The following is a 25470-nucleotide window of genomic DNA, read 5'->3' on the forward strand; positions in this document are numbered from 1 at the left end:
AGCATAGGAGCTCATCACCATGGCATGGACACGTGACCAGATGGCCGCCATCGCGGCCGAAGAATTGAACGACGGCGACTACGTCAACCTCGGTATCGGCATCCCCACGCTGGTGGCCAACAACCTGCCCGACGGCGTGCGGGTGGTCCTCCAGAGCGAGAACGGCTTGCTCGGGATGGGCCCCTTTCCCTACGAGGGCGAGGAAGACGCAGACCTTATCAACGCCGGCAAGCAGACCGTCACCATCACCCCCGGTGGGAGCATCTTCGACTCCGCCACCTCGTTCGGCATGATCCGTGGCGGGCACGTGAAGGTGGCCATCCTGGGCGCAATGCAGGTCTCCGGCTCCGGCGACCTCGCCAACTGGACCATTCCCGGAAAGATGGTCAAGGGCATGGGCGGGGCCATGGACCTGGTGGCCGGAACACCGCGTGTGGTGGTGCTGACCGAGCACAACGCCAAGGACGGCTCGGCCAAGATCGTCACCGAATGCACCCTCCCGCTGACGGGCCTCCGTTGCGTTGACCGGATCATCACGGACCTCGCCGTTTTTGACATCGAGGACACGCACGACGGCGGCACCCGCCTTCTACTGACCCGCCTCGCCCCGGGCGTCACTTCGGAAGAGCTCCGCAGCAAGACGGACGCGGAGTTCACGGAAGCGCTCACCTCTGAAGAACACACGCTTGAAGGAGCCAACGCATGAGCCTGAAAGACCAGTTCGGTAAAGACATCCTGCTCACAGGATGGGGACACAGCAAGTTCGGCAAGCTGACGGATGACACCTTGGAGTCGCTGATCGTCCAGGTGGCCGGCGAAGCCATCATGAACTCGGGGTTGGACCCCAAGGACATTGACGAGATTTACCTCGGGCAGTTCAACTCCGGCATGCAACCCCTGGGATTCACGTCATCGCTGGCCCTTCAGTTGTCCGCGGATCTCGCCAATGTTCCCGCAACGCGCACTGAGAATGCTTGCGCCTCCGGCTCGGCGGCTTTCCAGCAGGGGGTCAAGGCAGTCCTCGCGGGAACTGCACGGAACGTCCTGGTGATTGGGGCCGAGAAAATGACCGACGCCGGCGCGGATGTGGTGGGGGCAGCCCTCCTCGGTGCTTCGTACGAGATGGCGGGCAAGGCGTCCTCCACGGGATTCACTGGCCTGTTCGCTGAGGTGGCCAAGCACTACGGGAAGCGCTTCGGGGCCGGCATCGACGCCGGGGAGTACCCCGGCGGCCTCGGTGATGTCCTGGGCTCAATTGCCGCCAAGAACCACCGCAACGGCCTGGACAACCCGTACGCCCAAATGCACAGGGACTTCGGCGAGGAATTCTGCCGGACCATTTCCGAGAAGAACCCCATGGTGGCCGAGCCCTTGCGCCGCACGGACTGTTCGCCGGTCTCGGACGGTGCCGCCGCCGTCGTGCTGTCAACGTCGGCAACCGGTGGCGCTACGGCGCCAGTGCGCCTTGCCGGGTTCGGTCACGCGAACGACTTCTTCCCAGCGGAGAAGCGCGATCCCACCGAGTTCGCAGCCACCAGGGCTTCCTGGGAGCGTGCGCTGGGCATGGCTGGTGTAGACCTTGAGGGCTTGGACTTCGCCGAGGTGCACGACTGCTTCACCATCGCCGAGCTCATCATGTATGAGGCCATGGGGCTCACACCTCGCGGCGAAGGTGCGCGCGCTGTCCAGGAGGGCTGGGTATACAAGGACGGGAAACTGCCCGTCAACGTTTCCGGCGGACTCAAAGCCAAGGGACATCCAGTGGGCGCCACAGGCGTGTCGCAGCATGTCATCGCGGCCATGCAACTCACGGGCACCGCGGGGGACATGCAACTCCCGAACGCCCGCCGTGGTGCCGTGCAGAACATGGGCGGCGTCGGCATCGCCAACTACGTGAGCGTGCTGGAAGCCGTGTAGCTAGCGGTTACGGATCAGTTCCTCGATCTCGACGAACCCGAGCCGCTCTGCGTTCTGCAGGGCGGTTCGGCCCTGGGGGTCGCGGATGTCCGGGTTGGCACCGGCTGCAAGCAATTGTCGGACCACTTCCTGCTGATTGGGTCCACCATTATTGAGCAGGATGGCTTCCTGCATGGCGGTCCAGCCCAGGTTGTTGACGTGGTCCACGGGTACACCTGCTGCGATCAGAATCCGGACGGTTTCCGTGTGCCCGTGCTCGCTCGCCGGGATCAGCGCAGTGCCGCCGTATCTGTTGGTGCTGCGAACATCCGCCCCCGCGGCCAAGGTCAGCTGCAGGACCTCGTTGAAACCCTCCGCGCCCGCGTAGAGGAACGCGGAGTCCTGGATGTCGTCCTTGGCATTGACGTTTCCGCCGGCTGCGATGAGTTCACGAACCCTCGCAGCGTCATTGGCTTTCGCGGCAAGGATCAGGAGCCGATCGGTTTCCATCTGGGCCTCCGGTGAGAGTTTGGGTGGCACTGCAGCCGACGACGACGGGACGGGGCTTACGCTCGACGTCGCGGCCGTGCTGGGGGCTGGCGAAGGTTCAGAAGGCGGGCCCGGGCTGGAAGGCGGGGGCGCCGCCGTCGAGCTTGAACTGGCCGTGGGCGAGGAGGGAGAAGCCGGCGCGCAGCCGGCCACGAGCCCGGCGACCAGCAAACCCGCACCGATCACCAAACCCGCAGCCGGCCTGCGCGTCTTCGCAAGACTCATACCTCGAGGCTACTTCGCTGCCGCAGCCAGGGCCTCAGCGCCAGCGGTTGCGCAGGCTTCATCCAAGGCGCCGTCGGGTGCGCCGCCAACTCCGATGCCGGCAACGGAAACACCGTTGACCTTCAACGGAACCCCGCCGGACAGGAACAAGGTGCCCGGGAGGTCTGCGATGGAGGGGCCGTTGCCGTTAATGCGCTTGGCGAGTTCGCTGGTGGGAGCACCGAAGGCTGCGGCCGTGTAGGCCTTCTGCTTGGCGGCTTCGATGGTGTGCTCTGCTGCGTTATCACCGCGAAGGAGTGCCTGGACGGTGCCGAAACGGTCAACCAAGGCCACGGTGACGAACGGCAATTTATCCGCCTGGCACTTGGCGAGCGCGGCGTTGACTGCGGCACTCGAAGCACCCACGGAGATGCGGTTCTGGGCTACGACGTTCTCCGGCGCCGGCTGCACTTCTGCGGCGACTTTCACGGGGGCGGCGGCCGGTGCTGCGGCGGGAGACACGGCATTGGCCACGGCAGTAACACCGCCGGTGAGCAGCAGCGCTCCGGCAGCGGCGGCGGCGATCATCTTGTTGGACTTCTTCACGGGATTCTCCTTGTAGTGAGCGTCGGGTGCAGTTGGCATCGGGTACATCTCCATGCTTTCGCGGACGCCCCCACACCACATCGCCCGGTCGCCGTTCCCGGGCTCAGCCTTTCCGTCATCGGTATCAGCCAAAAGGTGGAGAGACCAACGCCCGCGCGGGACCTAGCATGGGAAGATGCCAACTGCCCCTCCACAGCCGGCTCCGAGCATTCGCCTCGATGGCCGCATCGATGCTGTGGTGCATCTGGGCTTCGCCGTCCTGATGGTCGCTTCAGGGGTGCGCTACGTCATGCGGCACTCCCCCGCCGACAACCTCTGGACAGTCGCGTTGGCTGGAACCGTCTGCGCCCTCTACACGGTCACAGCAATGCTGGCCCGGCGACGGGAACGTGGCCGGCGGCAACCCGGCCAGCCGCGCCGGCTCTGGATTCCGTGGATGATCGTGTTGGTAGCGGCGTGGGCAGCGCTCGTCATTGCCGCCCCCAGCTTCGCATGGTGTTCCTTCGCCATCTTCTTCCTCACCCGGACCGCTTTCCGAGGGTGGGCCGCCTATGTGGCGGGTGGCGCAACGGCGGCCGCCACCGCCGTCGGACTCTTCCGGATGAGCGACTGGACAGACATCGCAATGCTGCTGGGTCCGCTCGCCGCGGGCGCCCTGCTCACGTTGATCTACGACAAGATTGAGCGCGACCAGGACCGGCTTGCCGCCGGCGAGCGGGAGGCCGGAGTCGCCGCCGAGCGCGAGCGCGTTTCCCGGGAAATCCACGACACCGTCACTCAGGGCCTGGCCAGCAGCCTGCTCCTCCTCGAAGCAGCCCAACGTGCCTGGCCGGCTCCTGCATCGAACCAGGACGTGCGCAAAGCTGCGGATCTGTTGCGACGCAACCTCGCCGATACCCGCAGCCTGGTGCACGAACTCTCCGCGCCCGGCCTGGAAACCGGGCCCCTCCCCGAGGCTTTGGAGCACGCCGCACGGCAATACGTGGAGACCATCCGTGTCCAGGTCACCGGAGATCCGCGACCACTCCCTTCCGAGGTGCGGCACGCACTGCTGCGCGTCACCCAGAGCGCAGTGGCCAACATCAAACTCCATGCCCGCGCCAACCACGCCAGCGTGACCCTTGGGTACCTTCCGGATGCGGTCACCTTGGACGTGTACGACGACGGCCGCGGCTTTGATCCCGGAACGGTACCTCCGCCGTCGGAAGCCGGAGGATACGGGCTTCGGGCCATGCGGCAACGCGTGGAACAGTTGGGCGGAGAATTGTCCGTGGAGAGCACGCCGGACGAGGGCACCATCATCGCGGCGCAACTGCCGGTCGGGCCGCCCGCACAACCAGCCAACGGCGCAAAGGAGGAGGAGGCCCTGTGACCAGCATTTCCGTGGTCCTCGTGGACGACCACACCGTAGTCCGGAGCGGGCTCAAGGCGTTGCTGGGCACCCAAGCCGATATCGCCGTCGTCGGGGAAGCCGCCTCCGGTGAGGAAGCCCTGGAAGCGGCGCAGCGGCATGCCCCCGATGTCGTCCTCATGGACCTGGCCATGGGCGCCGGGATGGACGGCATCGAAGCCATCAAACAGCTCCGCCAGCGAACCCCCAAGCAGGCGATCATTGTGTTCACCACCTACGACTCGGACGCAGATATCGTCCGTGCCGTGGACGCCGGCGCCATGGGCTATCTGCTCAAGGATGCCGCCCCGGAGGAGATCTTCGCGGCGGTTCGCGGGGCTGTGCAGGGGAAGAGCGTGATGAGCGCTCCGGTGGCCTCCCGGCTGTTCCAACAACTGCGGAACCCGGATGAGATCCTCACTCCCCGCGAAGCGGAACTGCTCAGCCTGCTCACCGAAGGCCTCAGCAACCGTGACCTCGGAAAACGCCTCTTCATCTCCGAGGCAACGGTCAAGACCCACCTTGCCCACATCTACGCCAAACTGGGCGTCGAGACGCGGGCAGCGGCCATCGCCACAGCTATCCGACGAGAGGGGATGCGGTAGGAGACGCGGTTGGCTACTCTGGCCCTATGTCGGACGCAGCGGATCGCAAAATGTTCAAAACCCCGGGAACGGCTTTGATCGTCCGGGGAGTCCTCGCCATTGTTTTTGGCCTGTTGATTATTGCCTTGCCCAGCGCCACGGCGTTCGTGGTGATTGTCATGTTCGGGGTCTTCGCGATCATTGACGGCGTCACCAGCGTGGCGCATTACTTCTACGACCCCGCAGGCCGGTCCCGTTGGACCATAGTGGGCGGCCTGATCTCCATCGCTGCCGGCATCCTGGCCATTGCCTGGCCGGGAATTACGGCCGCGGCAGTGGGCGTCCTTATCGGGCTGTGGGCTCTGGTCCTGGGTCTCTCACAAATCGTCCTGTCCCTGGCAGCCAGGAATTTCGTCCGCAACTGGGGAATCTGGTTCCTGACCGGCCTCATCACCACCGCTTTCGGCATTTTTGTGCTGGTGAATCCGGGCTTGGGCTTCCTGAGCCTCGTGTGGATGTTGGCAGGGTTCGCGATGGTGATGGGCTTGCTGCTCATCGCTTCGGGCATCGGGCTGCGCAAACTGGCCCACACGGAGCCGTTGTATGGCCACTAGGATCGCGGTAAAAAGCCGTCAGGGGATGCGCTCAGCACCAAGTTCGGTAAGTTAGTGGCTGTGAAGATAGCTACCTGGAATGTGAACTCCCTCCGCGCCCGTGCAGACCGCGTTGAAGCTTGGCTTGAGCGCAGCGACTGCGATGTCCTGGCCATCCAGGAGACCAAGTGCAAGGACGAAAACTTCCCGTGGGAGCTCTTTGAGCGTATGGGCTACGAGGTTGCCCACTTCGGCGTGAACCAGTGGAACGGCGTTGCCATCGCCTCACGTGTTGGACTGGAAGACGTTCAACGAACGTTCCTGGACCAGCCGGCGTTCGGCAAGGCCGGCAAGGATCCCGCCCAGGAAGCCCGCGCCATCGCCGCTACCTGCGGCGGCATCCGCATCTGGAGCCTCTACGTTCCCAACGGTCGTTCTCTGGACGACGAACACATGCCATACAAAATCGAATGGCTGGACGTCCTGCAGGGCCACGCCGCCGAATGGGTCAAATCCGATCCCACTGCGCAGATCGCCCTCATGGGTGACTGGAACATCGCGCCGTTCGACGACGACGTGTGGGACATCGAGCTGTTCCGCACCAACAATTACACCCACGTCTCCGAACCCGAGCGCGCCGCTTTCCACGCTTTCGAAGCCGCCGGATTCACCGACGTCGTCCGCCCTTACACTCCGGGTCCCGGCGTCTACACCTACTGGGACTACACGCAGCTGCGCTTTCCCAAGAAGGAAGGCATGCGGATCGACTTCTGCCTCGCATCCCCGGCACTGGCTTCGCGGGTCACCGGCGCCTCCATTGACCGCGAGGAGCGTAAGGGCAAGGGCGCTTCGGACCACGCTCCCGTGATCGTGGAGCTCGCAAACTGAGTACACATAACTGACGAAAGGGGCGGCTGATATGACTGGAAACCTGTATCGGGGCCAGGCAGGGCTGCCATTCTCTTCCTCGCTGCGCATTTACGAGCCCCTCGAAGCATTCCCACCCGAACAGCAGCGCCAGCTCGTGGCGAAGGGCAGCAAGAGCGGTTCCCGGGCCGCCGTCGAAAATGCGGAGCTGCAAGCCTCGCTGGGCCGCATCACGCGTTCCGGCGGCGACCCGTTCCCCACCGGCAGCACCGACTTGGTACGCATGACGCGCGTTCCCACCGGACGTCACGCGGCGACGCCGGAACAAACTGGAACGGACCAAGCAGCCGCAGCGGACGGAGCTGCCGCGTCCCGCCACAGTGCCGCATCCGCCCCGGAAGGGCACGACGCCGGACGGCTGCTTTACTGCCCCAGCCAACTGGTCATTCGGGCCGGCTTGGCAGCCAACGCGCTCATGGACGGTGTGCACAGTCCCCTGGCCGACCTCCTCATTCCCGTCTCGCAACGGGACAAGCACCAGGTCAGAATCGATCGGATCAATGCCGGGGAAGATGCCAAGCGCGTCCATACCCGGGCCTCAACGTGGGGTATTCCGTTCAGCTGGTTCTCGCTCTTCGCCGAGTCGGACCGCAAGGACGTGGTGGAGTCTGAAGGGCGCATTCTCACAGTACGGGTGTGGACTCCCCTGACGGAGGCCCTGGACCGTGCACGCTTCGCCGTGGCCCACTTGGCCTTGGCTGCCCCGGACTTGGACATGCTGGATGACCTGACGCAGCTCACCGAATGGCTGGAACTCTTTCATATCCAGTCCATGGTGGAGCTGGACTACGGCGCGGTGGCAGACAAGGTGTACCCGGACGAGTCCCCCATGGACGTGCGGCTGGGCATCGAGTGCCTGGCCGAGGGCGACATGACTGGCGCGGCCGCTGCCTACCGCAGGCTCGCGTCGCGGTGGATCCCCATCCGGCAGCTGGCTCGGGCCTCCTAACCCGCACCTTTATGCGCTTGGTGGGGCTGTTGTCTCGCGCACGATCAGCTCATGGGGAGCTACTTCCGAATGCACGGCTTTCGGGATGCCGTCCAACTCGTCCAACAGCATTTTCGTGGCAAGTTCGGCCTGGTTGTCGGGGCGCTGGCCCACTGTGGTCAGGCCAATGGAGGCCGAGAAATCGTGATCGTCAATGCCGATGACGGATAGGTCCTGAGGCACCCTGACGCCATGGCGTCCGGCCTCGAAAATAACGCCCATCGCCATCTCATCCGACGAACAGAAAATGGCCGTCGGTTTGCGTCCAGGCTGGCTCCAGAGCCGGTTGAAGGCCTGTTGGCCGCTGGCAACGGTGAAATCGCCCCACTGGTCCCATTCCGGGCGGACTTCCAGTCCGGCGTCGGTCATGACTTCCTGAAAGGCTCGGATACGCACGCGCGGCACGTCGAAGTTCAGGTCTGTTTCGTCGTCGCCGTGGAGCAGCGCGATGTCCTTGTGGCCCAGGTCCAGGAGGTGCCGCACAGCGGTGGACGCGGCGTCGTAATCGTTGATGCCGATGTACGCACAATCTTCGACGTGGCCGCCCACCACCACCAGCGGGATGTCGATCTTGTGGAGGTGTTCCAACTCTTCCTCGGTCAAGGACATGCACAGCACCAAAAGGGCGTCGATCTGTTTGTAGACCATGGTGGAACTGAAGAGCCGCTCACGGTTGCTGCCGTGTCCGCCCAGGTTGAACAAGGAAAGGTTGTACTTGCGCGAATGCAGTTCCCGGTCCGCACCTTCGATCGCTTTGGAGAAGAACCACCGGCTGACGAAGGGGGCCAGGACGCCGATGGTGCGCGTTCGGCCGGTCGCCAGGCCCGACGCCGACGACGACGCCACATAGCCCAAGGAACTGGCTACTTCCAGGATCTTCTCGCGGGTGGCGGGAGACACCCGCGGTAAACCCCGGACGGCTCGTGAGACGGTCGCCGTCGAAACTCCGGCGGCTGCGGCGACGTCCTCAATACTGACGCCGGAATGACCGCCGCGTTGGGACCTACCCGTTGTTCGTGACACAGGCTCCCCTCTCCGGCCGCCGTTGCTCCGCCTTCACCTTAAAGGTGGACTTGTGCTTTGCATTCCTCGGTTACGCAGCGGCGTAATGCGCTGCGCAACCGAGGCTGCGGTTCCTAGCCCTTAAGACCGCCGGACAGCAGGCCGCGCACAAAGTAGCGCTGCAAGCCGAAGAAGACCAGGAGCGGAACGATGATGGAGACAAATGCTGCCGCCGGGTTCAGGTAATCCCTGGCCCCACGGGTACCGGAGATCTCAGCCAGACGCTGCGTAATGGGAGCAACGTCCGCCGTGCCGCCGGAGAAGACCAAGGCCACCAACAAGTCGTTCCAGACCCACAGGAACTGGAAGATTGCCAGCGAGGCAAGCGCCGGAACGGAGAGCGGCAGGATAATCCGCCAGAAGATGGTGCTGTGTCCGGCACCGTCCACCCTTGCTGCCTCAATGACTTCACCGGGAATTTCGGAGATGAAGTTGTGGAGCAGGAAGATGCCCAGCGGAAGGCCGAACATGGTGTGGGCGATCCACAGTTGCGCGTAGGATCCTGCCGGCAACTGCAGGGTCTGCGTGAAGAACTGCAGGAGCGGAATGAGCGCCATTTGCAGGGGGATGATCTGCAGGGCAAAGACGAAGATGAAGAGTGCGTCCCGCCCCTTGAACTTTCCCCACGCAAACACGTAAGCGGCCATGGATGCCAGCACCAGCACGAAGATGGTGACCGGGATGACGATCGCTATGGAGTTCACAAAGTACTGGGAAAGGTTGGCTGACTGCGAACCCGCCGGCGTGAGGACGTCAGCGTAGTTCTTGAACGTGAACTGCCAGTCGACGAAGGCGTTCCACCAGCCGTCGGACCGGGGACCGACCTGCTTGGCGGCAGGACGGAACGAGGTGACAAAGAGGCCGAACGTCGGCACAGACCATACGACGGCGATAATGATTGCTGCCGCTGTTGCCCACTTGGAGGTGAGCTTGGTCTTGACGCGCCGCATGATCGGCTGGGCGTCCTCCGTGGGGTCGGATCCAGGACGCTGCCGGGTGGCCTTCGAGGCCTCTTTCGGGGCTGGCGTGGCTGTCAATGGATCTCCCTTTGCTTGCGAAGGACTCGAGCGTTGTACACAACGATGGGCAGCACCATCAGGAACAGGATCAGGGCCAAAGCGGCACCACGTCCCGGCTCACCGGCGCGGAAGGCCTGTGTGTACATTTCGTTGGCGACCACGGACGTGTCATAGTTGCCGGCGGTCATGGTCCGGACAATGTCGAAGACCTTCAGCGTGGCAATGGTAATGGTGGTCAGGACCACCACCAGAGCTCCACGGATGCCTGGCACTGTGACGTTGCGGAACTGCTGCCATGCGTTGGCACCGTCCAAGCGGGCTGCCTCGATGAGTTCCACCGGAACACCCTTGATGGCCGCGGACAAGATCACCATGGCAAAACCGGTCTGGATCCAGACCATCACGATGATGAGGAAGATGGTGTTTTCCGGAGCATCCAGCAGGAACTGCTTGGGATCCATCCCCAAGGCCACCCTGAAGAAGTTAATGACACCGGTCTGCTCGATGTTGGGACCGCGGTAGTCGTACACGAGCTTCCAAATAATGCCGGCACCCACAAAGGAGATGGCCATAGGCATGAAGACCAGCGACTTCAGAACCTTTTCGCCCCGGGCCTTGTCGATGAACACCGCGTAGGCAAGGCCAAAGCTGGTTGAGAGCAAGGGCACCAGGACGGTCCATACAACCGTGTTCCGCAGTGTGGTCAGAGCCTCGGGCTGCGTGAACATCCAGACGAAGTTGTCGAAGCCGTTGGCATTTCCACCGGCATCCGTGAAAGCGAGCATTGACGTGCGGATTGCCGGATAGACCAGGCCCACGACCATCAGGATGGCGGCAGGGGCAAGGAAGCCCGCCACCGTGACCTTGTCTTTGACTGATTTAGGCGCCCTGTCCACCAGCAACATGATGAGGCCGATGACCGCAGCGAAGATCGCCAGGGCTATCACTACTTGTAGGAGTTTTTCTCCAATAAATTCCATACCCAACCTCCGGGGCGTGAGTGAATCACTAAGTTCCGGGAAAAGCGCTGCCTCCCCGGCTGGGCGCACCAGTCAGGGGAGGCAGCACTCTGGGAGTTAGCTCTTAGGCCAGCTGGATTCGATGCTGTTGGCAACTTCCTGGGAGGACGTGCCGTTGATCCACTGCACAATGCCCTTCCAGAACGAGTTGGCGCCAACGGCACTCGGCATCAGGTCCGAGCCGTCGAAACGGAACACCGTGTCCGGGTCCTGGAGGATCTGGACGGTCAGCTTGTCAAGGTCAGACTGCGCGTTGGCGGGATCCAGGCCCTTGTTTGCGCTGACTACGCCTCCGAGCTTGACGCGGTTGTTGGCGAAGTCGGCGCTGGCCAGGTATGCCAGGAACGACTGAACCTCAGGGGTGTCCTTGTAGGCGCCCACCATTTCGCCGCCACCGGTGACTGCCTTGCCCTTGCTTTCGTCAATCGGCGGAGTGATAAAGGCCCAGACGTCGCCGTCCTCTGAAACGTTTGTTCCTGCAGGCCAGTTGGCGGCCTGGAAGTTGGCCTGGTGGTGCATGGCGCAGGTGCCGTCAAGGACCGGCTGGCCTGCCTGGGCGAAGCCGGTGCTCAGGATCGAGCGGACGTCACCGAAACCGCCGTTAACCATGTCCTGGTTCAGCAGGATGTCGCCGGCTTTGTTGAAGGAATCGACGATCTTGGGGTCGTTGAACGGAATCTGGTGAGCTACCCACTGGTCGTAGACCTCGGGGCCGTGTTCGCGCAAAACCACGTCTTCGATCCAGTCCGTGCCCGGCCAGCCAGTTGCTTCACCGGACTCGAATCCTGCACACCACGGCTTCATGTTCTTGTCATCTGCCGCGATCTTCTTGGACAGCTCGATCATTTCGTCCCACGTCTTGGGGACTTCCCAGCCTTTGTCCTTGAAGGTCTTGGGTGCATACCAAACAAAGCCCTTGACGTTGGCGAGCATCGGAGCGGCGTAGAACTTGCCATCCACCGTGCCGTACTTCTTCCAGTCCGGGGACCAGTTCTTGTCCACCAAATCGGACACGGTCTGTGGAGCGGGCTTCAGGTAACCGGCCCGGACCTGGGTGGCAAGGAGGCCAGGCTGCGGGAAGATGGCAACGTCAGGGGCGGTACCGGACTGGGCACGAACGCCGATCTGCGTTTCGAATTCCTTGCTGCCCTCGTACTTGATGGTGATCCCGGTGCAGTCTTCAAACTGCTTCCAGGATTCCTCGAGATTAGTTGCTTCAATGTCCACGATCGTCGAGTAGACGGAGACCGTCTTGCCATCGTGCTTTCCGTAGCTTTCGTAAGCGGAGCAATCATCCGATCCTGCGGTTGATCCCCCGCCCCCTCCATCTCCGCTACAGGCGGAAAGGGTAAGTGCCAGAACACCGGCGGCTGCGACCGGTAGCAGGTACTTGGTTTTCTTCATGCTAAAGACTCCTCGCTGAGTACAAGTGATTCGGCGGCGCAATTGATGTGGTGACGCTCACACTAGCTAGAATGGGAGCCAAAATGCAAGCGCTTACACCGAACGTAACCGCATCGATACCAAGTAACCTGCCGATCTCTGCAAGAGGGCTGCCGCAGGCCGTTGTGACGGGGCGTTCGAAGGGTCATCCCTGCCAGCGGGAGCCCGTTTCGATTTGGTTACCCAATGTTGCCTATGGAAAAATGGGAAGTGTGGATGAACTTGAAGCACTGCAGACCATCGGCCGATTAATCAAGGAAGAACGCTTGGCTCAAGGATTGAGCCAAGTGCAATTGGCTAAGCAGGCAGGCACCGCCATCAAGACCGTCCGTACCTTGGAATCAGGAACGCGACGCACCCAGGAAATCAACCAGCGCAAGCTTGAGCATGCGTTGGGCTGGCGCGCAGGATCCGTTTCAGAGGTCCTCAAGGGAAAATCGACGTTTGCTCCGGAGATGATCACTCCGGACGACATGCGTTCGGGAGACGAACCACGGCAGGGACCTCCCCGCATCGCCGTCCCTGCGGCTCCCATTGCCCGGGCATCGCACCTTTCCGACGAAGAACTCCTCGCTGAGCTCACGTACCGGATGATGCACCGCAACAGAGGCTGAATTTGGCCGCCTCATGTACCTGTCTGGCTCATTTACCTGTCTGGCGCCGCACCATCTCGTTGATCCAGCTGGGCGCAAACGGTGAGGTGCAGTTGGGCGGCGTGGGGTAGTCCTTCAGAACCTCCAGTCGCTCACCGATGTCCAGAGCCCTGGCCCGGTGTTCCGGAAACTCAATCCCGATCATGGCAAGGCATTGGTTCATGGCCCACTGGAGACGGTCCGGTGAGTCCTTCATGGTGGCCTCGATAACGTCCAGCAGGGCTACAGTGTCCAGCCCGTCTGGCTTCTTGACCACGCGTTCGGATGTCAGTGCCCACCCTGCGCTGGCCACCACCGGATCAGCGTCGGCGAACCAGGCCACCCGCAGCGCTTCGGAGTGCGGACTCTTTTTGACCACGTAATTCACAAGCCAGTCCTGCACCTTGGGGGTCCGAGCTTCCCGGAGCATGCTGTCCAACTCGTCCCGCTCAAAGGCCTTGGGTCGGCAGATCAGCAGGGATAACAGCCTGGCCGCGGTGTCACCCGTGGCCCACAAATCAATTGATAGTTCCTGCTGCGTTTTCAGCCTCTTAGCGACGGCCCGCAACTTGCTGAGGTTCACGCCGTGGTCGTCACCGTGCTTTTCGTTGATTTCCCGCGCACGGGGTTCTTCCAGCGCCGCCAACTCAGCCATGAGCCCGGCCACCATGGTGTCGGGCACCGTTGTTCCGGCCACTGCGGTCTCCTGTCCATCGCGTATGGACCTCAGGTTACTAGGTCCGGGCCGGGTTGCCAGGTCCGGGCCGGGTTGCCGAACAGCCTGTTGGGCCCGAACAGCGTGATGGCAGTCCGCTTCCGCCCACGTGCCGCGGCGGCTGCGAACTGCCATCCCTTTTTTGTGGAAACGCTACTTGTCGCCCTTCAGCAAACCAGCAATCTTCGAACCCAGTCCCTTGACGTTTTCGGCTACATCCCCAGCGATTTCCTTGGATTTCTCTGCGACGTCTCCCGCCAATTCCTTGGCATTTTCTCCTACATCGCCGGAGAAGAATTCTTTGACATTTTCAGCGGCTTCACCCGCGAACTCTTTGACATTTTCGGCGGCATCACCGGCGAATTCCTTGACGTTCTCTACAGCTTCACCGGCGAATTCCTTCGCATTCCCAAGCACTTCACCTGCCGTATCCTTGGCGTCTCCTGCTGCGCCGTTAACCGCTTCGGCTCCCGTGGTCTCTTCACTCATGGTGTTCTCCTCTTTAACGGTCGGATGTGTGACGTAGCGTGCCAATGGAGGTTTTCCCCCTTGGATTCAACTTATGGGCTTGGGCTTGCGTTCTGCAATATCAGCGGACGCGCTCCGCCTTGGTAAACCTGGACCGGGCACCGGAAACCATGTGCACCAGCACCGGGGTTTTTTGGCCGATAACAAGGTCCAACGCTTCAACCAGCTGGGATACTTCGGCAGCCAGCAGGTGTGGTGCAACTCCCTGCCTGGGTTGAATCCGGATGCGCAGGCCTGGCCTTCCCCGTACCTCATAAGTCGCCACTGAGGCGGCCGCGAGGTCGGCCCTCCCAGCGAGTGCCGCCCTCAGCGCTTGCTCGGCGACGCCGCCACCGATCCGTACTTCTCCGTTGATGTGGCTGTCGTCATCGCTGGCGACCAGGAGGTTGGCCCTGCCCTTACCTTGCTGAGACAGCCAAGCGACCATGGCGATGATGATGGCCACCAGGACCGCCCCGGCCACAATCCACAACCAGCTTTCCTCGCGACCGGGGAAGCGCGTTTGGCGGAAGGCATTTTCCATCCCTGCCCAGGCAGCGGCGGACCAGCCATGCCACCAAGCCGCAACAGCGGGCACGGTGGCCAGCAGCAGGAGAAGAACGCCCACGGCCAGGAGTTTCACTCCGATGATGAACAACAGCACACGATTAAGGGCCCGCGGTGTTCCGTTCACGCGCCAATCACCCCCGACGACGCCAAGTTGACCCGCACAGAAGGCATCGGCACGGGAGACATTTCTTCAAGTTCCGCTTGCACAGCTGCCAGCACAGCTTCCTCGCTCACCCTGCTGCCAGACGTAGGCCGCACATTGACCACGACCAGCTGCCGGGAAACGATCACCATGACCTGTTCCTGGGTAACGTTCGCAGCGGTTCTTGCCCTACGTGCCAGCGCTGAGGCCAGAACTTCGTCATCAACCACGACCGCGGTACGCGCGTCCCTGAGCAGATGCCGGGCACGCCTGCCGGGCAGCACTGCGAGCAGGAAGAAGAACAGTCCCACCATGGCAACTACGGCGCCACTGGCACCAAGCAACAGTGGGGAAATACCTTCAGGGAGAGCGATGATGCGCCCGGCCGCAGTGGTGGGATCGATCAGCCACGGTGGTTGACCAACTGCCCGCACGCCTGCCTCGAGCAGGGCATAGAGGCAGAGAACAATGACCAGGACAGCGGCAATGGCGGCAGCAGCGGCCCGGGAAGAGTGGGTTTCACGGCGCAGGATTCGGCTCATTTCGGGGTCTTCGCCGGCCACCGGTCCAGCTCCTGCATATCCCTCCACCTGAGCTTGCTGATCCCGGGTGTTACGGTCCTGGGTTTCCTGGTCCTGTGTCACTGAACGCGGCCCCCCTCCGTGATGTGGGCTCCGCTGATCCTGATGTCCACCCTGCTTAATTGGAACCCGCTGAGTCGCGTCACTGTTTCAAGAACAGCGGCTTTGGCCGCGACTGCACGGTCCCAGATGGAGCCGCCGAAGCCTTGGACGCGCAACGGGTCCCGCAGGACCTCGGTTAAAGCCGGGATGCTGATAGGTGCCACGATCGACAAAGCCAGCAGGCCGTCGTCGTCCGCCCAATCAGCGCGTATGTCATTGGCCTCAACGCCGAGGGCCTCGGAGGCGGCGGCGCGCGCCAAGGAAGTCAAAGCCTGGGTACTGATCCGGTTGTGGCCGGCCAGGCTGCTGGTGGAGTCCACAGCCTCAGCCACGCTCATGACGAAGAGCGCCGGCCCGTAATGGCGTCCAGGACGCTGCGGAGATCCAGTTTTCCATCGGCGGCCCGGCCGAGCAGCGCTCCGATGCCCATGAAGAGCAGTGAGATCAGGAATCCCCACAGTCCAAAGGAAAGGGACATGAACGCTACGAAGGCGCCCATCGCGATTCCAACAACGGTCATGCTCACTGGAGTGCCTCCCTTTCCATTACGGCTGGCTTGCTTCCCGCAGGTTTGACCGGCGGAGCCACGTAGACGTCATTGATCTCGATGTTGACCTCAATGACCCGGAGGCCCACAAGTTCTTCAACAGCGCGGAAAACAGCACTGCGGACCTGGTTGGCAACACTGTGCAGGGGGTGCCCGTAGAGGGCAACGAGATTGATGTCCACGGCCACTTGGGTCTCGCCGACTTCCGCGCGCACGCCTGCCGCGTGGTCGGAACTGCCGACGGCGTCGCGAATCGCGCCGAGCGCACGGGACGGACCCGAACCCAACGAGTAGACGCCTGGCACCGTGCGTGCAGCGATGCCGGCAACCTTGGCAACCGCCGCCTCGGAGATGATGGTGCGTCCAGTACCCAGGATCTCGCTCCCGGGCACAGGATCAAGCTGCACGTTCTGGTCTTCCATGGAGCACTCCCCTTCTCTTGAGTACCACCCTAGCGTCTAGCTCCGACGCTTTGGGAGAAGCCTCGGGGAGCTTCCGGCACTTTGCTCCGCATCCGGGAGAGTTCCTGCTCGCTTCTGCGGTTGAACGTGCGATCGTAACCATGATTTCCCCAGTGGTTACGTGCGAGGGACGAGGCGGCGAGGTCAGAATACGCCCACTGCCCTGCCGTGAGCAGAGCAGGTTATCCACAACGCCCGATTCGTGACTGTGTTGGGTTCGATTGCCCCACCTAGACTGGCCGACACATCGCCAAAACAGCTGCTGGGGAGCCTGTCATGCCACGCCTTTCGTCTGCCGCCCTTCTTATAGTCCTGGCCCTGCTCCTCACGGGTTGCCAGGGCGGCACTACGCCCAGCGGCTCACCCTCCGAATCGAGTTCGACGACGGCGTCGCCCACCAGCAGCGCTTCGGTTCCGGCGGCTTCGGCTACTCCGGAGAGTCCGGGTAGTCCTCCGGCATCCGCCGTGTACAAGCCCGCGGATGCCAAGGGAAAAGCGCAGAACGTGCCGGTCCCCGTGATGCCCGAGTTGGCGAAGGAGAACTCGAAGGCGGGGCTGGAGGCATTCATTCGGTACTGGTACGCGCAGCTTTCTTACGTGGACGAGACCGGCGACGTGTCGTCATGGCTGCCGTTGATCTCAGAAGACTGCCGTCTGTGTCTCCGGCTGCGGGAATCCGCCGAAGACGGATATACGGACGGACGGTGGCTGATGGGTGGAAAAATCTCAGTTCCCGTCGTAGAGGTGCTTTGGAGGGACGACTCCATACAATCAGCGAAAGTCCAGGTGATTCAGCAACAGATTGACTATTACAACGCAGACGGCAGCATCGGGCGGTCGAGTTCAGAAGCGTCTAATGACGCGTTCGCCTTCTTCGCCAAGTACGTTAACGATTCATGGATCGTGGTGGATCTTGGCGTCATTGCGTAAGCCCGTCGTGAAGGTTAGCGCAGTGCTAGCTGGGCTTGCTATCTGGTTTGCTGCTTGCCTTGCCGTGACGACACCATCCTCGGCAGCTAACGATACGTGGGCCGCCAACAACGCAGGTGATCGAGGGATCGACATCGGCGCGCGTTTCAGAATCGATCCCCAGACAGGGCTGCTAGGCCCCCGTCTCGATGGATCAGCCACATCACAAGAAATCGATGATCCGAACCAGTACATGGCCGACACCCATTGCCGTGCCGATGGACCTGACACTAAGGACCCCGGTTGCGACGCCCTCGAATGCCCGGCAACCACAGCCGGCGGAGAAGACGGCACCCCCGTGATCTGGAAGGAGGCCCCAAGAGCGATCACCAATCCGGGCTGGACTGACTGGATCCCCGTCAGCGGACCCACCTGTCTCTACGACCCGCAGCCCGAGAACGTCCTGGCCAACATCGCAGCACGCATCCTGACCGACTTCCGCCAACTCCCCGTCAACCCAGGAACCATCGAAGCCCAACCCTTCCCGCACACCCTCAAAGGCGGACCCACCAACTTCTACGCCACCACCGCAGAACAAGGCTTCGACGTCACCATCCTCGGCCAAACAGTCCACCTCACCGCAACACCGGCCAACTACACCTACGCCTTCGGCGACGGCAGCACACTAGGACCCACCCCGGTGGCCGGCTACTCCATCCCCGAGACCGACTGGCTCAACAACGAAACACGCACCAGCCACATCTACACCGAAACCGGCAACTACCAAGCCAGCCTCACCACCAGCTTCACCGGCACCTACTCCGTCAACAACGGCCCGCCCCTACCCATCAACGGAACACTCGACATCACCACACCGGCCAAAACCATCCACGTCTGGAAAACAGAAAGAGCACTCGTCGCCGACACCTGCCAGGAAAACCCCAACTCCTGGGGCTGCCCAGGAGCGAAGACCGACTAACAAGGTGAGTGCGCGAGGCGCAGGAGCGGAGTTAGAGAGCAGTCTTCGTGCCGCCTGGACTTTCTTTGAGCGGCTATGACCTTAGACACTCGGAGAATTCCGGTGTGTCGGCTTCTGAGACGAATCATGGCGAACCAAAGTGGGTGGCGTCGGTACACGCACTCGCTCAACGGGTTAAAGAAGAAAAGCACCAGTTCCGAAGAACTGATGCTTCCCAGTGGTGGCTCCGACCGGCGTCGATCCGGTGACCTTTCGATTTTCAGTCGAACGCTCTACCAACTGAGCTACAGAGCCTAGGTGACATGTCACCTTGAGAACCGAATTTCTTCGGCGCTCAGAGCGACCCTGACGGGACTTGAACCCGCGACCTCCGCCGTGACAGGGCGGCGCGCTAACCAACTGCGCTACAGGGCCTTGCGTTTGCAGTATCTCTACCGCGTTTTTTTCAAGGCTTCTAGCTTACCAGACTTTTCTCATCCGGTTTACCACTTCCTTGCGTACCCCCAACGGGATTCGAACCCGTGCCGCCGCCGTGAAAGGGCGGTGTCCTAGGCCGCTAGACGATGGGGGCCTGAACTCAATTCGGATTTCGCAAAAGAAAAGCGACGCTTTACGCGTTCTTTCCGTGTCTCGCTCGTCCGAACTGGACTCTAAAACTTTAGAGCATAGATGGCGATATTCCCAAATCGAGGTCTGCTGACCGTCCATGGCTACCAGCTTGGGGTCCACCGAGGAGCGGGATCCCACCTCTAAGAAGCCCATCCGAAGAGTCGGAAGCCCACCCCTCGGCAGCGCACACCCAAAGAGTCGGAAGCCCACCCCTCGGCAGCGCACACCCAGATCCACCGCGCCGACGCACTTCGGAGGCGGTCCGCAAACATTGGCAGGATCTTGCCCTGACGCGTCCGAAAACCGCCAGCCGCCCCGGCTCAACGACGGCTAGATTGGGCTCTATGACAACCACCTCCCCGGCCGAACCCGGCCAGCCTTCCCCGGACCTGCCCCAGCGCACCACCCCCGCGCCGGGGGCGGCCATGAGCAAGCTCGGCATCGCCGCCGTGATCGTCACCGTGATCCTGTGGGCTTCGGCGTTCGTGGGCATCCGCGCCGTCGGCCCCAGCTTCTCCCCCGGATCCTTGACGCTGGGACGCTTGGCGGTTGCCGCCGTCGTGCTTGGAATCGTGGTGCTGCCGACGTTGAAGGTGTGGCCGAGCGGCCGGGAGTGGTTGCCGATCGTGGCCTACGGCGTGATGTGGTTCGGCGGTTACAACGTGGCACTTAATGCCGCCGAACACATGCTCGACGCCGGCACCAGTGCCATGCTGATCAACGTCTCCCCCATCCTTATCGCGATCCTTGCCGGAATCTTCCTCAGGGAGGGCTTCCCCCGTTGGCTGCTGATCGGCAGCGGTGTGGCGTTCTGCGGCGTCGCGATGATCGCGCTGGGTTCCGGACAGCGCTCGACGGCGGACGTCGCCGGTGTGCTGTTGTGCTTGCTTGCCGCTGTACTCGCCTCGGTGAGCGCGATCCTCCAAAAGCCCGTGCTCCGCAAGTTCACCGCAGGGCAGGCAACGTGGTTCGGCATCATGGTGGGTGCCATCTGCTGCCTGCCGTGGACCGGGCAGCTGATTTCCGAAGTCCAGGCGGCGCCGCTCCCGGCAACGCTCGGCCTGGTCTACTTGGGGATCTTTCCCACGGCCATCGCTTTCACCACCTGGGCTTACGCTTTGTCGCTCATCTCGGCCGGGAAGCTCGCCGCCACCACGTACCTGGTTCCGGGTACCACCATTTTGATTTCGTGGGCCGTGCTTCAGGAAGTTCCCACCATCTGGGGACTGATCGGTGGCGTGGTGTGCCTGATCGGCGTGGGCCTGACCCGGCGTCGGACGCGCCAGCCGCTCCGCTAGCGGGCCATTCCCACCAAGAGTTCGCGGTGTGTGGGCGGATTGGCACCAGGGCGGCCGACGGCGATGGAGGCCGCCATGGAGGCAATGGTGCCGATCCGTTCCATGACGGTGGGCGCCAGTCCGTCGCTGCCACGCAGGAGCAACCCCATGATCAGCGCTGCCATGTATGAATCGCCCGCGCCGATGGTGTCCGCCACTGTAGCCGGGACGGCCGGTACGTTGAGCTGTATGTGCCGCGTGGCCATGAGCGAGCCCCTGACTCCCTGGGTCACCACCACCAACCCGGTGCCCAATGCGAGGAGGTGGTTAGCGGTGTCCTCAAGCGCCTTGCCCGGGTACAGCCAGCGGGCATCGGTGCCGCTGAGCTTCACGACGTCGGTCAGCGGGACTATTTCCTCGAAGAGCGCCAAGGCCTCCTGGTGGCTTCCGAGGAGGTCGGCGCGGATGTTGGGGTCGTAAGTCACCATGCACCCACCCTGGGCCTGCTCCAGCAAGCTCCGCACGACGCTTGCGCCGGGCTCCAGGAACGTGGCGATGGAGCCCGTGTGCAGGATCCTCGGAGCGTAGGGGAGGGCCAGAGGTGCCAAAGCCCAGTCAATGTCGAAGGTGTAGTCAGCTGAGCCGTCCGCGGCTATCCGGGCTGTCGCCGTCGCGGTCTTGCCCGCGGACATAGAGCCGGGCAACAGCACCACGCCGGCACTGTGCAGATGCGATGCGATGGCGTCACCCCTGGCATCGCGGCCAATTGCTGTCAGCAGCCCGGTTTTGACGTCCAACCGGCCCAGTCCGAAGGCGACATTGGCCGGAGAGCCGCCGGGGTACTCCACCTGCCCATCTGCAGACTGCACGATGTCGATCAACGCCTCACCGACAACCACGACGTCGAGGGGTTCAGGCGCGAGGGAAGAGGTGCCGGTCATGCGGTTCCTGTGTCTGTCGAAAAGAGGATTGACTTTTAGTATCTCTCATCACACACCGCGCCGATGCTGCCTGAGCGGACTAGAGTCAGATCATGCCCGCGAATCTTCCACCCGGCTTGCCCATAGTTCCGGATGGCGAGCGCCCTTCATCGCCGCTCCGGGAACGGAATGCGGTGCACAGTCCTGTTGAGCACACCGCCGCGGACGAAGCCCAAAGTGCCGCCCCTTTCGAAATGTCTCCCCAAGAATTTGAAGAGGCCGTCAGCGACGCCCTCCAACTGATCCCGGCCAAAGCGGCCAGTGCCATGGACAACGTGGCTATCTTCATTGAGGACGATTACACGCCTCAGCCGGGCGAAGATCCGGACACTGTGCTGTTGGGACTCTACGAGGGCGTCCCCCTGACTGAACGCGATTCCTGGTGGGAAGCCGGTTCCTTGCCGGACCGGATCACCATCTTCAGGCAGCCGATCCTGGACATCTGCAGCACGCGCGAAGAAGTCATCGATGAAGTAGCCATCACAGTGGTCCACGAGATCGCGCACCACTTCGGGATCGACGACGACCGTCTGCACGAACTCGGCTGGGGCTAGCCTTATAGACATGGGGCACGATCACAACCACTCCCACGGAGTTACAGCAACCGGCAAGCATCGGAAGCGGCTCATCGCCGTCCTGGCCATCACTTTAGGAGTGGTGGGCATCCAGGTGGTTGGCGCCGTCGTGTCCGGATCCTTGGCTCTGCTGGCTGATGCCGGCCACATGCTCTCTGATGCCGCGGGCGTCTTCATCGCGCTGATGGCGGCTTGGATTGCCACCCGTCCGGCCAGTGACCAGCGGACGTACGGGTACCAGAGAGCCGAAGTACTGGCAGCTTTGGCGAACGCGTTGATCCTCATCGTGATCGCTGTGGTGATCATGATCGAAGCCATCCGCCGCTTCGGGGAATCCCCGGAGATCCATACGGACGTCATGCTGTGGGCCGCCATATTGGGTGCTGTGGCCAATCTTGTCTCGCTCCTGATCCTGCAGGGGGCGCAGAAGGAAAGCCTCAATGTACGTGGCGCCTACCTTGAGGTCCTCGGTGACCTTCTGGGCTCCATCGCGGTTATTGTGGCGGCCATCGTCATCATGACCACAGGCTTCAGCGCTGCAGACCCCATTGCTTCGGTGTTGATCGCAGTGATGATCATCCCCCGCGCCTGGCATCTGCTTCGCGACGTGGTGGACGTCCTTCTGGAGGCCACACCGAAGGGCGTGGACGTGAACATGATCCGCGAGCACATCATCGCCGTGGATGGTGTGGTGGAAGCCCACGACATCCACATCTGGACTATCACTTCCGGCGTTCCCGTGTTCTCAGCCCACGTTGTGGTGGAAGACGAAGTCCTCAACGCCAGCGGTGCGGACAGCATCCTTGACCAGTTGGGGTCCTGCCTCGGCCGTCATTTCGACACCGAGCATTGCACCTTCCAGCTTGAGCCGGTGAGCCACTCGGAACACGAGTCGCACCAGCACGCCTAGCTGGTCCCGCCACCCGCACCCTCAACAGCCACCGTCCCTGCGGCGCCGTCCACGGTAACGCGCTGACCGGTGCTGATTCGTGATGTGGCGTCCGGAACCCCCACGACGGCAGGGATGCCGTACTCACGGGCCACCACGGCGCCGTGGGAGTTTGGCCCACCCATCTCCATGACCAATCCTCCGGCCGTGAGGAACAACGGCGTCCAGCCCGGATCCGTTGACGGCGCTACGAGGATTTCTCCGGGCTCCAAGTGCGCGCCAACAGGGTCCATGATGACCCGCGCAGGAGCTGTGACCCGTCCTGTCGACGCCGGACTACCGGACAAGGTGCCAGGGCGCTGGGGCCCCCCGATCCCGGGTACGGCTTCCGGTTCGGTGCCATCTGAGATCAGCACCCGCGGTATGTGCCTCCGCCGTAGTTCCTGCTCATAGGCGGCGCGTCGCTCAGCAACCAACTCCTGCAGGTCATCTCCGGCCAGTGCGGTCTCGGCTTCGTCGAGGTCCAGGAAATAAATGTCCTCGGGGCGTTTAATCCGGTGCGCTGCCGCAAGCTCATTGCCCACGAGAAGCAACTGCTTCCGCGCAACGGATAGTCCCAGGACCAGGTTGTACTTGGGCAACTCGCGCAGTCCAGCGAACCTCCGTGTCCGGTCCAACGCCATGCGAACCACGGCCGCGTGCAGTGGGCTTTTTGTCTTGGCCCGCGCCACGAAACGCGCTACCTGTTCATCGGCCTCGTGGGCTGCCCGTGCGAACTGCTGGTCCGGCGCCTCTGAGCCCTCCGCGAGCCTCAAATAGTTGGTGACGACGCCAAGAACGTGGGTGGGATCGTCTGACCAGCGCGGCATGCCCAGGTCGATCTCGGCGACGGCCCGGTGCCCGAAGGTGCCCAGGAAAGAGCTCAATCCGGCTTGGGCAACGGCGGGGAGCTTTTCGTCCCGATACTGCTCCGTTAGTTCGGCCGCCGTTCGACCTGTCATGGAGGAAACGGCGTCGGGGTCTTTCCGGATCTCAGCGGCAAGCTGCCAAAGGGCCAGGTCCATCTCTGTAGTGACGTTGTTGGGAAGGCCGCGGATCACCGTTTGGAGTTCGCTGTACGGAGCTTGATCCCCCAGGAGCTTCTTGACCAGCGCCAGCATGGCAAAGCCCAGCGCGGGAAGGGGCAGCACCTGCGGGACGGTGGCGAAAACTTCCTCCCCGAGGATTCGCTGGACGTGGCCGATCCGCTGATGGGCTGATGCCTGCTGGGGGACGACCAAGGTGCTTCGCAGATCGGAGCCGAGTTTCTCCACGCGTTTCAGTGCCGAAGCCGGGCGGAACAGGCCACGGAGCAGCGACTCAGGAACCCGGTACTTGGCCGCAACCGGAGCAACGTGGCGAATCAGTTTCAAGGGAGTCCTGGTTGTCACTGTGAAACGTGGATCGTCAAAGAGTCCACGTATCAGAACGGCCGATCGGGCCTCCATGAGATCGAAAACCCGAGGCACGATCGCCCGGCCGACCCTGCTCCGCACCACCGCAGTGAGGTCGAAAAGGATGCGCTGCCCCGCCTCGTAATAAGGTGGCGGGCCGGACCGGGGATCCGGAACATCGAATGCCGCCGTCCTTGCGACGGAGGAAGCGATGAGCCGGATGGCGGCCAAGCCCATGGGAGTCAGTGGTCGGGTGAGGCCCTGGGCGAGGCTGAAATTCAGGAAGGCGTGCTCGCCCGGGACGGGAGGAGTGCGCACGGTTTGCGGGTACAAGGTAGTGATGGGCCGGGCTTGGGTGAGCCACAACTTTCCCTCATGGTCGATGGCCCATTCGGTGTCCTGCGGGGCTCCGAAGTGCAACTGGACCTCGCGGCCCAAGTTCACGAGGCCAAACACCTGGTGATCGCTGAGGCAGGGCTTGGGGTTTGCATCGCCGGGCTGGCCCCGCGAGGACCCGGTGCTGCGTTCAACGCGTTCCGTGCCACCGCCAGGGATGGCCCTGATCTCCACTTGCCTGTCCCCCACGGTCCTTTTCACCATGGCACCGCGACGAACATCCACCACGTATTGATCCGGATTCACGGCTCCGGAAACAACGGCCTCTCCCAAGCCCGGACTGGCGTCAATCACAGTCTCGTGCCGGTTTCCTGTCACCGGGTTGGCGGTGAACATGACTCCGGCGGTAGCTGAGTCCACCATCTCCTGCACGACCACAGCCAGGGTGACCGACGCGTGATCAATCCCGTTGGTGGTCCGGTAAGTCACGGCACGGTCTGTCCACAGCGACGCCCAGCAGCGGCTTACAGCCTCCAGGACAGAGTCAGCGCCAACCACGTTCAGGAAGGTGTCCTGCTGACCGGCGAAACTCGCGAAAGCCAGGTCCTCCGCGGTAGCTGACGACCTGACGGCAACGGGGACGTCCTCTCCCAACTGCTGGTAGGCGGACCGCACCGCTTCGGCGATACGGTGGGGAATGCCGGTGTCGAGCACCAAGGACCGTGCGCGGGCGGCAAGCCCGTTCAGCTGGTCCAGCTGGGAAGCATCGGCCTCCTTCAGCGCCGCAAGGACCTCGTCCAGGCCAATGGCCGAAAGGGCGTCCCGGTAGGCAGCGGTGGTCAGGCAGAATCCGGGTGGTACGGGCAGTCCGGCACTGGCCAACTCACCCAGGTTGGCCGCTTTTCCCCCCACATCCGGAAGCATGGCCCCGCTGATGCCAGCGATG

The 25470-nt window shown here is 62.7% G+C and carries 28 protein-coding genes and 3 tRNA genes; 13 read left to right on the plus strand and 18 right to left on the minus strand.

The window, feature by feature from the left end:
* Positions 1 to 19: 19 nt before the first annotated feature.
* Both ABIE35_RS08885 and ABIE35_RS08890 read left to right on the plus strand, forming a co-directional pair.
* The gene (locus ABIE35_RS08885) at positions 20 to 706 is read left to right on the plus strand and encodes a CoA transferase subunit B (protein ID WP_354514177.1); all 687 of its coding nucleotides are present in this window, start codon (positions 20 to 22) and stop codon (positions 704 to 706) included.
* The gene (locus tag ABIE35_RS08890) at positions 703 to 1917 is read left to right on the plus strand and encodes an acetyl-CoA acetyltransferase (RefSeq protein WP_354514179.1); all 1215 of its coding nucleotides are present in this window, start codon (positions 703 to 705) and stop codon (positions 1915 to 1917) included. The genes ABIE35_RS08885 and ABIE35_RS08890 overlap by 4 nt, the downstream gene beginning before the upstream one ends.
* Here ABIE35_RS08890 and ABIE35_RS08895 read toward each other — a convergent pair whose 3' ends face one another.
* Both ABIE35_RS08895 and ABIE35_RS08900 read right to left on the minus strand, forming a co-directional pair.
* On the minus strand, positions 1918 to 2670 hold the full coding sequence (locus tag ABIE35_RS08895) for an ankyrin repeat domain-containing protein (protein ID WP_354514181.1): 753 nt from the start codon (positions 2668 to 2670) through the stop codon (positions 1918 to 1920).
* A gap of 9 nt (positions 2671 to 2679) precedes the next feature.
* Positions 2680 to 3255: a GlcG/HbpS family heme-binding protein gene (locus ABIE35_RS08900; protein ID WP_354514668.1), complete on the minus strand. Its 576-nt coding sequence runs from the start codon at positions 3253 to 3255 to the stop codon at positions 2680 to 2682.
* A 175-nt stretch (positions 3256 to 3430) separates the two neighbouring features.
* Here ABIE35_RS08900 and ABIE35_RS08905 point away from each other — a divergent pair, with 175 nt between their 5' ends.
* From ABIE35_RS08905 to ABIE35_RS08925, 5 genes are read left to right on the plus strand one after another with little or no spacing between them, the layout of a single operon-like run.
* Positions 3431 to 4627 (plus strand): sensor histidine kinase, encoded by a 1197-nt coding sequence (locus ABIE35_RS08905; protein ID WP_354514183.1) that lies wholly within the window; start codon positions 3431 to 3433, stop codon positions 4625 to 4627.
* Positions 4624 to 5250 carry a response regulator gene (locus ABIE35_RS08910; protein WP_354514185.1) on the plus strand — a complete coding sequence of 209 codons (627 nt, stop codon included), beginning with the start codon at positions 4624 to 4626 and terminating at the stop codon, positions 5248 to 5250. The genes ABIE35_RS08905 and ABIE35_RS08910 overlap by 4 nt, the downstream gene beginning before the upstream one ends.
* Before the next feature lie 26 nt (positions 5251 to 5276).
* Complete coding sequence (locus tag ABIE35_RS08915) at positions 5277 to 5843, plus strand: HdeD family acid-resistance protein (protein WP_354514187.1); 567 nt, start codon at positions 5277 to 5279, stop codon at positions 5841 to 5843.
* 60 nt (positions 5844 to 5903) lie between these two features.
* The gene (locus tag ABIE35_RS08920; protein ID WP_354514189.1) at positions 5904 to 6710 is read left to right on the plus strand and encodes an exodeoxyribonuclease III; all 807 of its coding nucleotides are present in this window, start codon (positions 5904 to 5906) and stop codon (positions 6708 to 6710) included.
* Between the two features lie 31 nt (positions 6711 to 6741).
* On the plus strand, positions 6742 to 7698 hold the full coding sequence (locus ABIE35_RS08925; RefSeq protein WP_354514191.1) for a DUF8083 family protein: 957 nt from the start codon (positions 6742 to 6744) through the stop codon (positions 7696 to 7698).
* A gap of 9 nt (positions 7699 to 7707) precedes the next feature.
* Here ABIE35_RS08925 and ABIE35_RS08930 read toward each other — a convergent pair whose 3' ends face one another.
* From ABIE35_RS08930 to ABIE35_RS08945, 4 genes are all read right to left on the minus strand, one after another.
* Positions 7708 to 8760, minus strand: a complete 1053-nt coding sequence (locus ABIE35_RS08930) for a LacI family DNA-binding transcriptional regulator (RefSeq protein WP_354514193.1) — start codon at positions 8758 to 8760, stop codon at positions 7708 to 7710.
* A gap of 113 nt (positions 8761 to 8873) precedes the next feature.
* Positions 8874 to 9836: a carbohydrate ABC transporter permease gene (locus ABIE35_RS08935; RefSeq protein WP_142936916.1), complete on the minus strand. Its 963-nt coding sequence runs from the start codon at positions 9834 to 9836 to the stop codon at positions 8874 to 8876.
* Positions 9833 to 10798, minus strand: coding sequence for a carbohydrate ABC transporter permease (locus ABIE35_RS08940; RefSeq protein WP_354514195.1), 966 nt, complete (start codon positions 10796 to 10798; stop codon positions 9833 to 9835). The genes ABIE35_RS08935 and ABIE35_RS08940 overlap by 4 nt, the downstream gene beginning before the upstream one ends.
* A gap of 96 nt (positions 10799 to 10894) precedes the next feature.
* Positions 10895 to 12241 (minus strand): ABC transporter substrate-binding protein, encoded by a 1347-nt coding sequence (locus ABIE35_RS08945; protein ID WP_354514197.1) that lies wholly within the window; start codon positions 12239 to 12241, stop codon positions 10895 to 10897.
* A gap of 242 nt (positions 12242 to 12483) precedes the next feature.
* Here ABIE35_RS08945 and ABIE35_RS08950 point away from each other — a divergent pair, with 242 nt between their 5' ends.
* Entirely contained in the window at positions 12484 to 12894 is a 411-nt protein-coding gene (locus ABIE35_RS08950; protein ID WP_311211520.1) for a helix-turn-helix domain-containing protein, read from the plus strand.
* 28 nt (positions 12895 to 12922) lie between these two features.
* Here ABIE35_RS08950 and ABIE35_RS08955 read toward each other — a convergent pair whose 3' ends face one another.
* The 7 genes from ABIE35_RS08955 to ABIE35_RS08985 form a co-directional block, all read right to left on the minus strand.
* Positions 12923 to 13582: a DNA alkylation repair protein gene (locus ABIE35_RS08955; protein ID WP_354514670.1), complete on the minus strand. Its 660-nt coding sequence runs from the start codon at positions 13580 to 13582 to the stop codon at positions 12923 to 12925.
* A 198-nt stretch (positions 13583 to 13780) separates the two neighbouring features.
* Positions 13781 to 14116: a hypothetical protein gene (locus tag ABIE35_RS08960; RefSeq protein ID WP_354514199.1), complete on the minus strand. Its 336-nt coding sequence runs from the start codon at positions 14114 to 14116 to the stop codon at positions 13781 to 13783.
* 100 nt (positions 14117 to 14216) lie between these two features.
* Entirely contained in the window at positions 14217 to 14828 is a 612-nt protein-coding gene (locus ABIE35_RS08965; protein WP_354514201.1) for a hypothetical protein, read from the minus strand.
* A complete protein-coding gene (locus ABIE35_RS08970; RefSeq protein ID WP_502921375.1) occupies positions 14825 to 15490 on the minus strand; it encodes a DUF6286 domain-containing protein in 666 nt (221 codons plus the stop codon). Before ABIE35_RS08970 ends, ABIE35_RS08965 begins: the two co-directional genes overlap by 4 nt.
* A complete protein-coding gene (locus ABIE35_RS08975; protein ID WP_354514203.1) occupies positions 15487 to 15867 on the minus strand; it encodes a hypothetical protein in 381 nt (126 codons plus the stop codon). Before ABIE35_RS08975 ends, ABIE35_RS08970 begins: the two co-directional genes overlap by 4 nt.
* On the minus strand, positions 15864 to 16055 hold the full coding sequence (locus tag ABIE35_RS08980; RefSeq protein ID WP_354514205.1) for a DUF2273 domain-containing protein: 192 nt from the start codon (positions 16053 to 16055) through the stop codon (positions 15864 to 15866). Before ABIE35_RS08980 ends, ABIE35_RS08975 begins: the two co-directional genes overlap by 4 nt.
* Positions 16052 to 16498: an Asp23/Gls24 family envelope stress response protein gene (locus tag ABIE35_RS08985; RefSeq protein ID WP_354514207.1), complete on the minus strand. Its 447-nt coding sequence runs from the start codon at positions 16496 to 16498 to the stop codon at positions 16052 to 16054. The genes ABIE35_RS08980 and ABIE35_RS08985 overlap by 4 nt, the downstream gene beginning before the upstream one ends.
* 315 nt (positions 16499 to 16813) lie before the next feature.
* Here ABIE35_RS08985 and ABIE35_RS08990 point away from each other — a divergent pair, with 315 nt between their 5' ends.
* Both ABIE35_RS08990 and ABIE35_RS08995 read left to right on the plus strand, forming a co-directional pair.
* Positions 16814 to 17467, plus strand: a complete 654-nt coding sequence (locus ABIE35_RS08990; protein WP_354514209.1) for a DUF6318 family protein — start codon at positions 16814 to 16816, stop codon at positions 17465 to 17467.
* 64 nt (positions 17468 to 17531) lie between these two features.
* On the plus strand, positions 17532 to 18425 hold the full coding sequence (locus tag ABIE35_RS08995; RefSeq protein WP_354514211.1) for a PKD domain-containing protein: 894 nt from the start codon (positions 17532 to 17534) through the stop codon (positions 18423 to 18425).
* Between the two features lie 218 nt (positions 18426 to 18643).
* On the opposite strand, the gene ABIE35_RS09000 is transcribed toward ABIE35_RS08995, so the two are convergent.
* The 3 genes from ABIE35_RS09000 to ABIE35_RS09010 form a co-directional block, all read right to left on the minus strand.
* Positions 18644 to 18719: transfer RNA gene (locus ABIE35_RS09000), tRNA-Phe, on the minus strand.
* 46 nt (positions 18720 to 18765) lie between these two features.
* Positions 18766 to 18839 (minus strand) — tRNA-Asp (locus ABIE35_RS09005).
* 84 nt (positions 18840 to 18923) lie between these two features.
* Positions 18924 to 18996 (minus strand) — tRNA-Glu (locus ABIE35_RS09010).
* Positions 18997 to 19378: 382 nt separating this feature from the next.
* Between ABIE35_RS09010 and ABIE35_RS09015 the strand changes: the two genes are divergently transcribed.
* On the plus strand, positions 19379 to 20332 hold the full coding sequence (locus ABIE35_RS09015; protein WP_354514213.1) for a DMT family transporter: 954 nt from the start codon (positions 19379 to 19381) through the stop codon (positions 20330 to 20332).
* On the opposite strand, the gene ABIE35_RS09020 is transcribed toward ABIE35_RS09015, so the two are convergent.
* Positions 20329 to 21252 (minus strand): carbohydrate kinase family protein, encoded by a 924-nt coding sequence (locus ABIE35_RS09020; protein WP_354514215.1) that lies wholly within the window; start codon positions 21250 to 21252, stop codon positions 20329 to 20331. The genes ABIE35_RS09015 and ABIE35_RS09020 overlap by 4 nt on opposite strands.
* A 92-nt stretch (positions 21253 to 21344) precedes the next feature.
* On the opposite strand from ABIE35_RS09020, the gene ABIE35_RS09025 reads away from it, so the two are divergent.
* Positions 21345 to 21845 carry a metallopeptidase family protein gene (locus ABIE35_RS09025; RefSeq protein WP_354514217.1) on the plus strand — a complete coding sequence of 167 codons (501 nt, stop codon included), beginning with the start codon at positions 21345 to 21347 and terminating at the stop codon, positions 21843 to 21845.
* A 10-nt stretch (positions 21846 to 21855) separates the two neighbouring features.
* Positions 21856 to 22776, plus strand: coding sequence for a cation diffusion facilitator family transporter (locus ABIE35_RS09030; RefSeq protein WP_354228647.1), 921 nt, complete (start codon positions 21856 to 21858; stop codon positions 22774 to 22776).
* Here the strand turns inward: ABIE35_RS09030 and ABIE35_RS09035 are convergent.
* Complete coding sequence (locus ABIE35_RS09035) at positions 22773 to 25448, minus strand: PEP/pyruvate-binding domain-containing protein (RefSeq protein ID WP_354514674.1); 2676 nt, start codon at positions 25446 to 25448, stop codon at positions 22773 to 22775. The genes ABIE35_RS09030 and ABIE35_RS09035 overlap by 4 nt on opposite strands.
* Positions 25449 to 25470 lie beyond the last annotated feature (22 nt).

Origin of the sequence: Paenarthrobacter sp. 4246 (assembly GCF_040546855.1) — a bacterium.
Classification (GTDB): domain Bacteria; phylum Actinomycetota; class Actinomycetes; order Actinomycetales; family Micrococcaceae; genus Arthrobacter.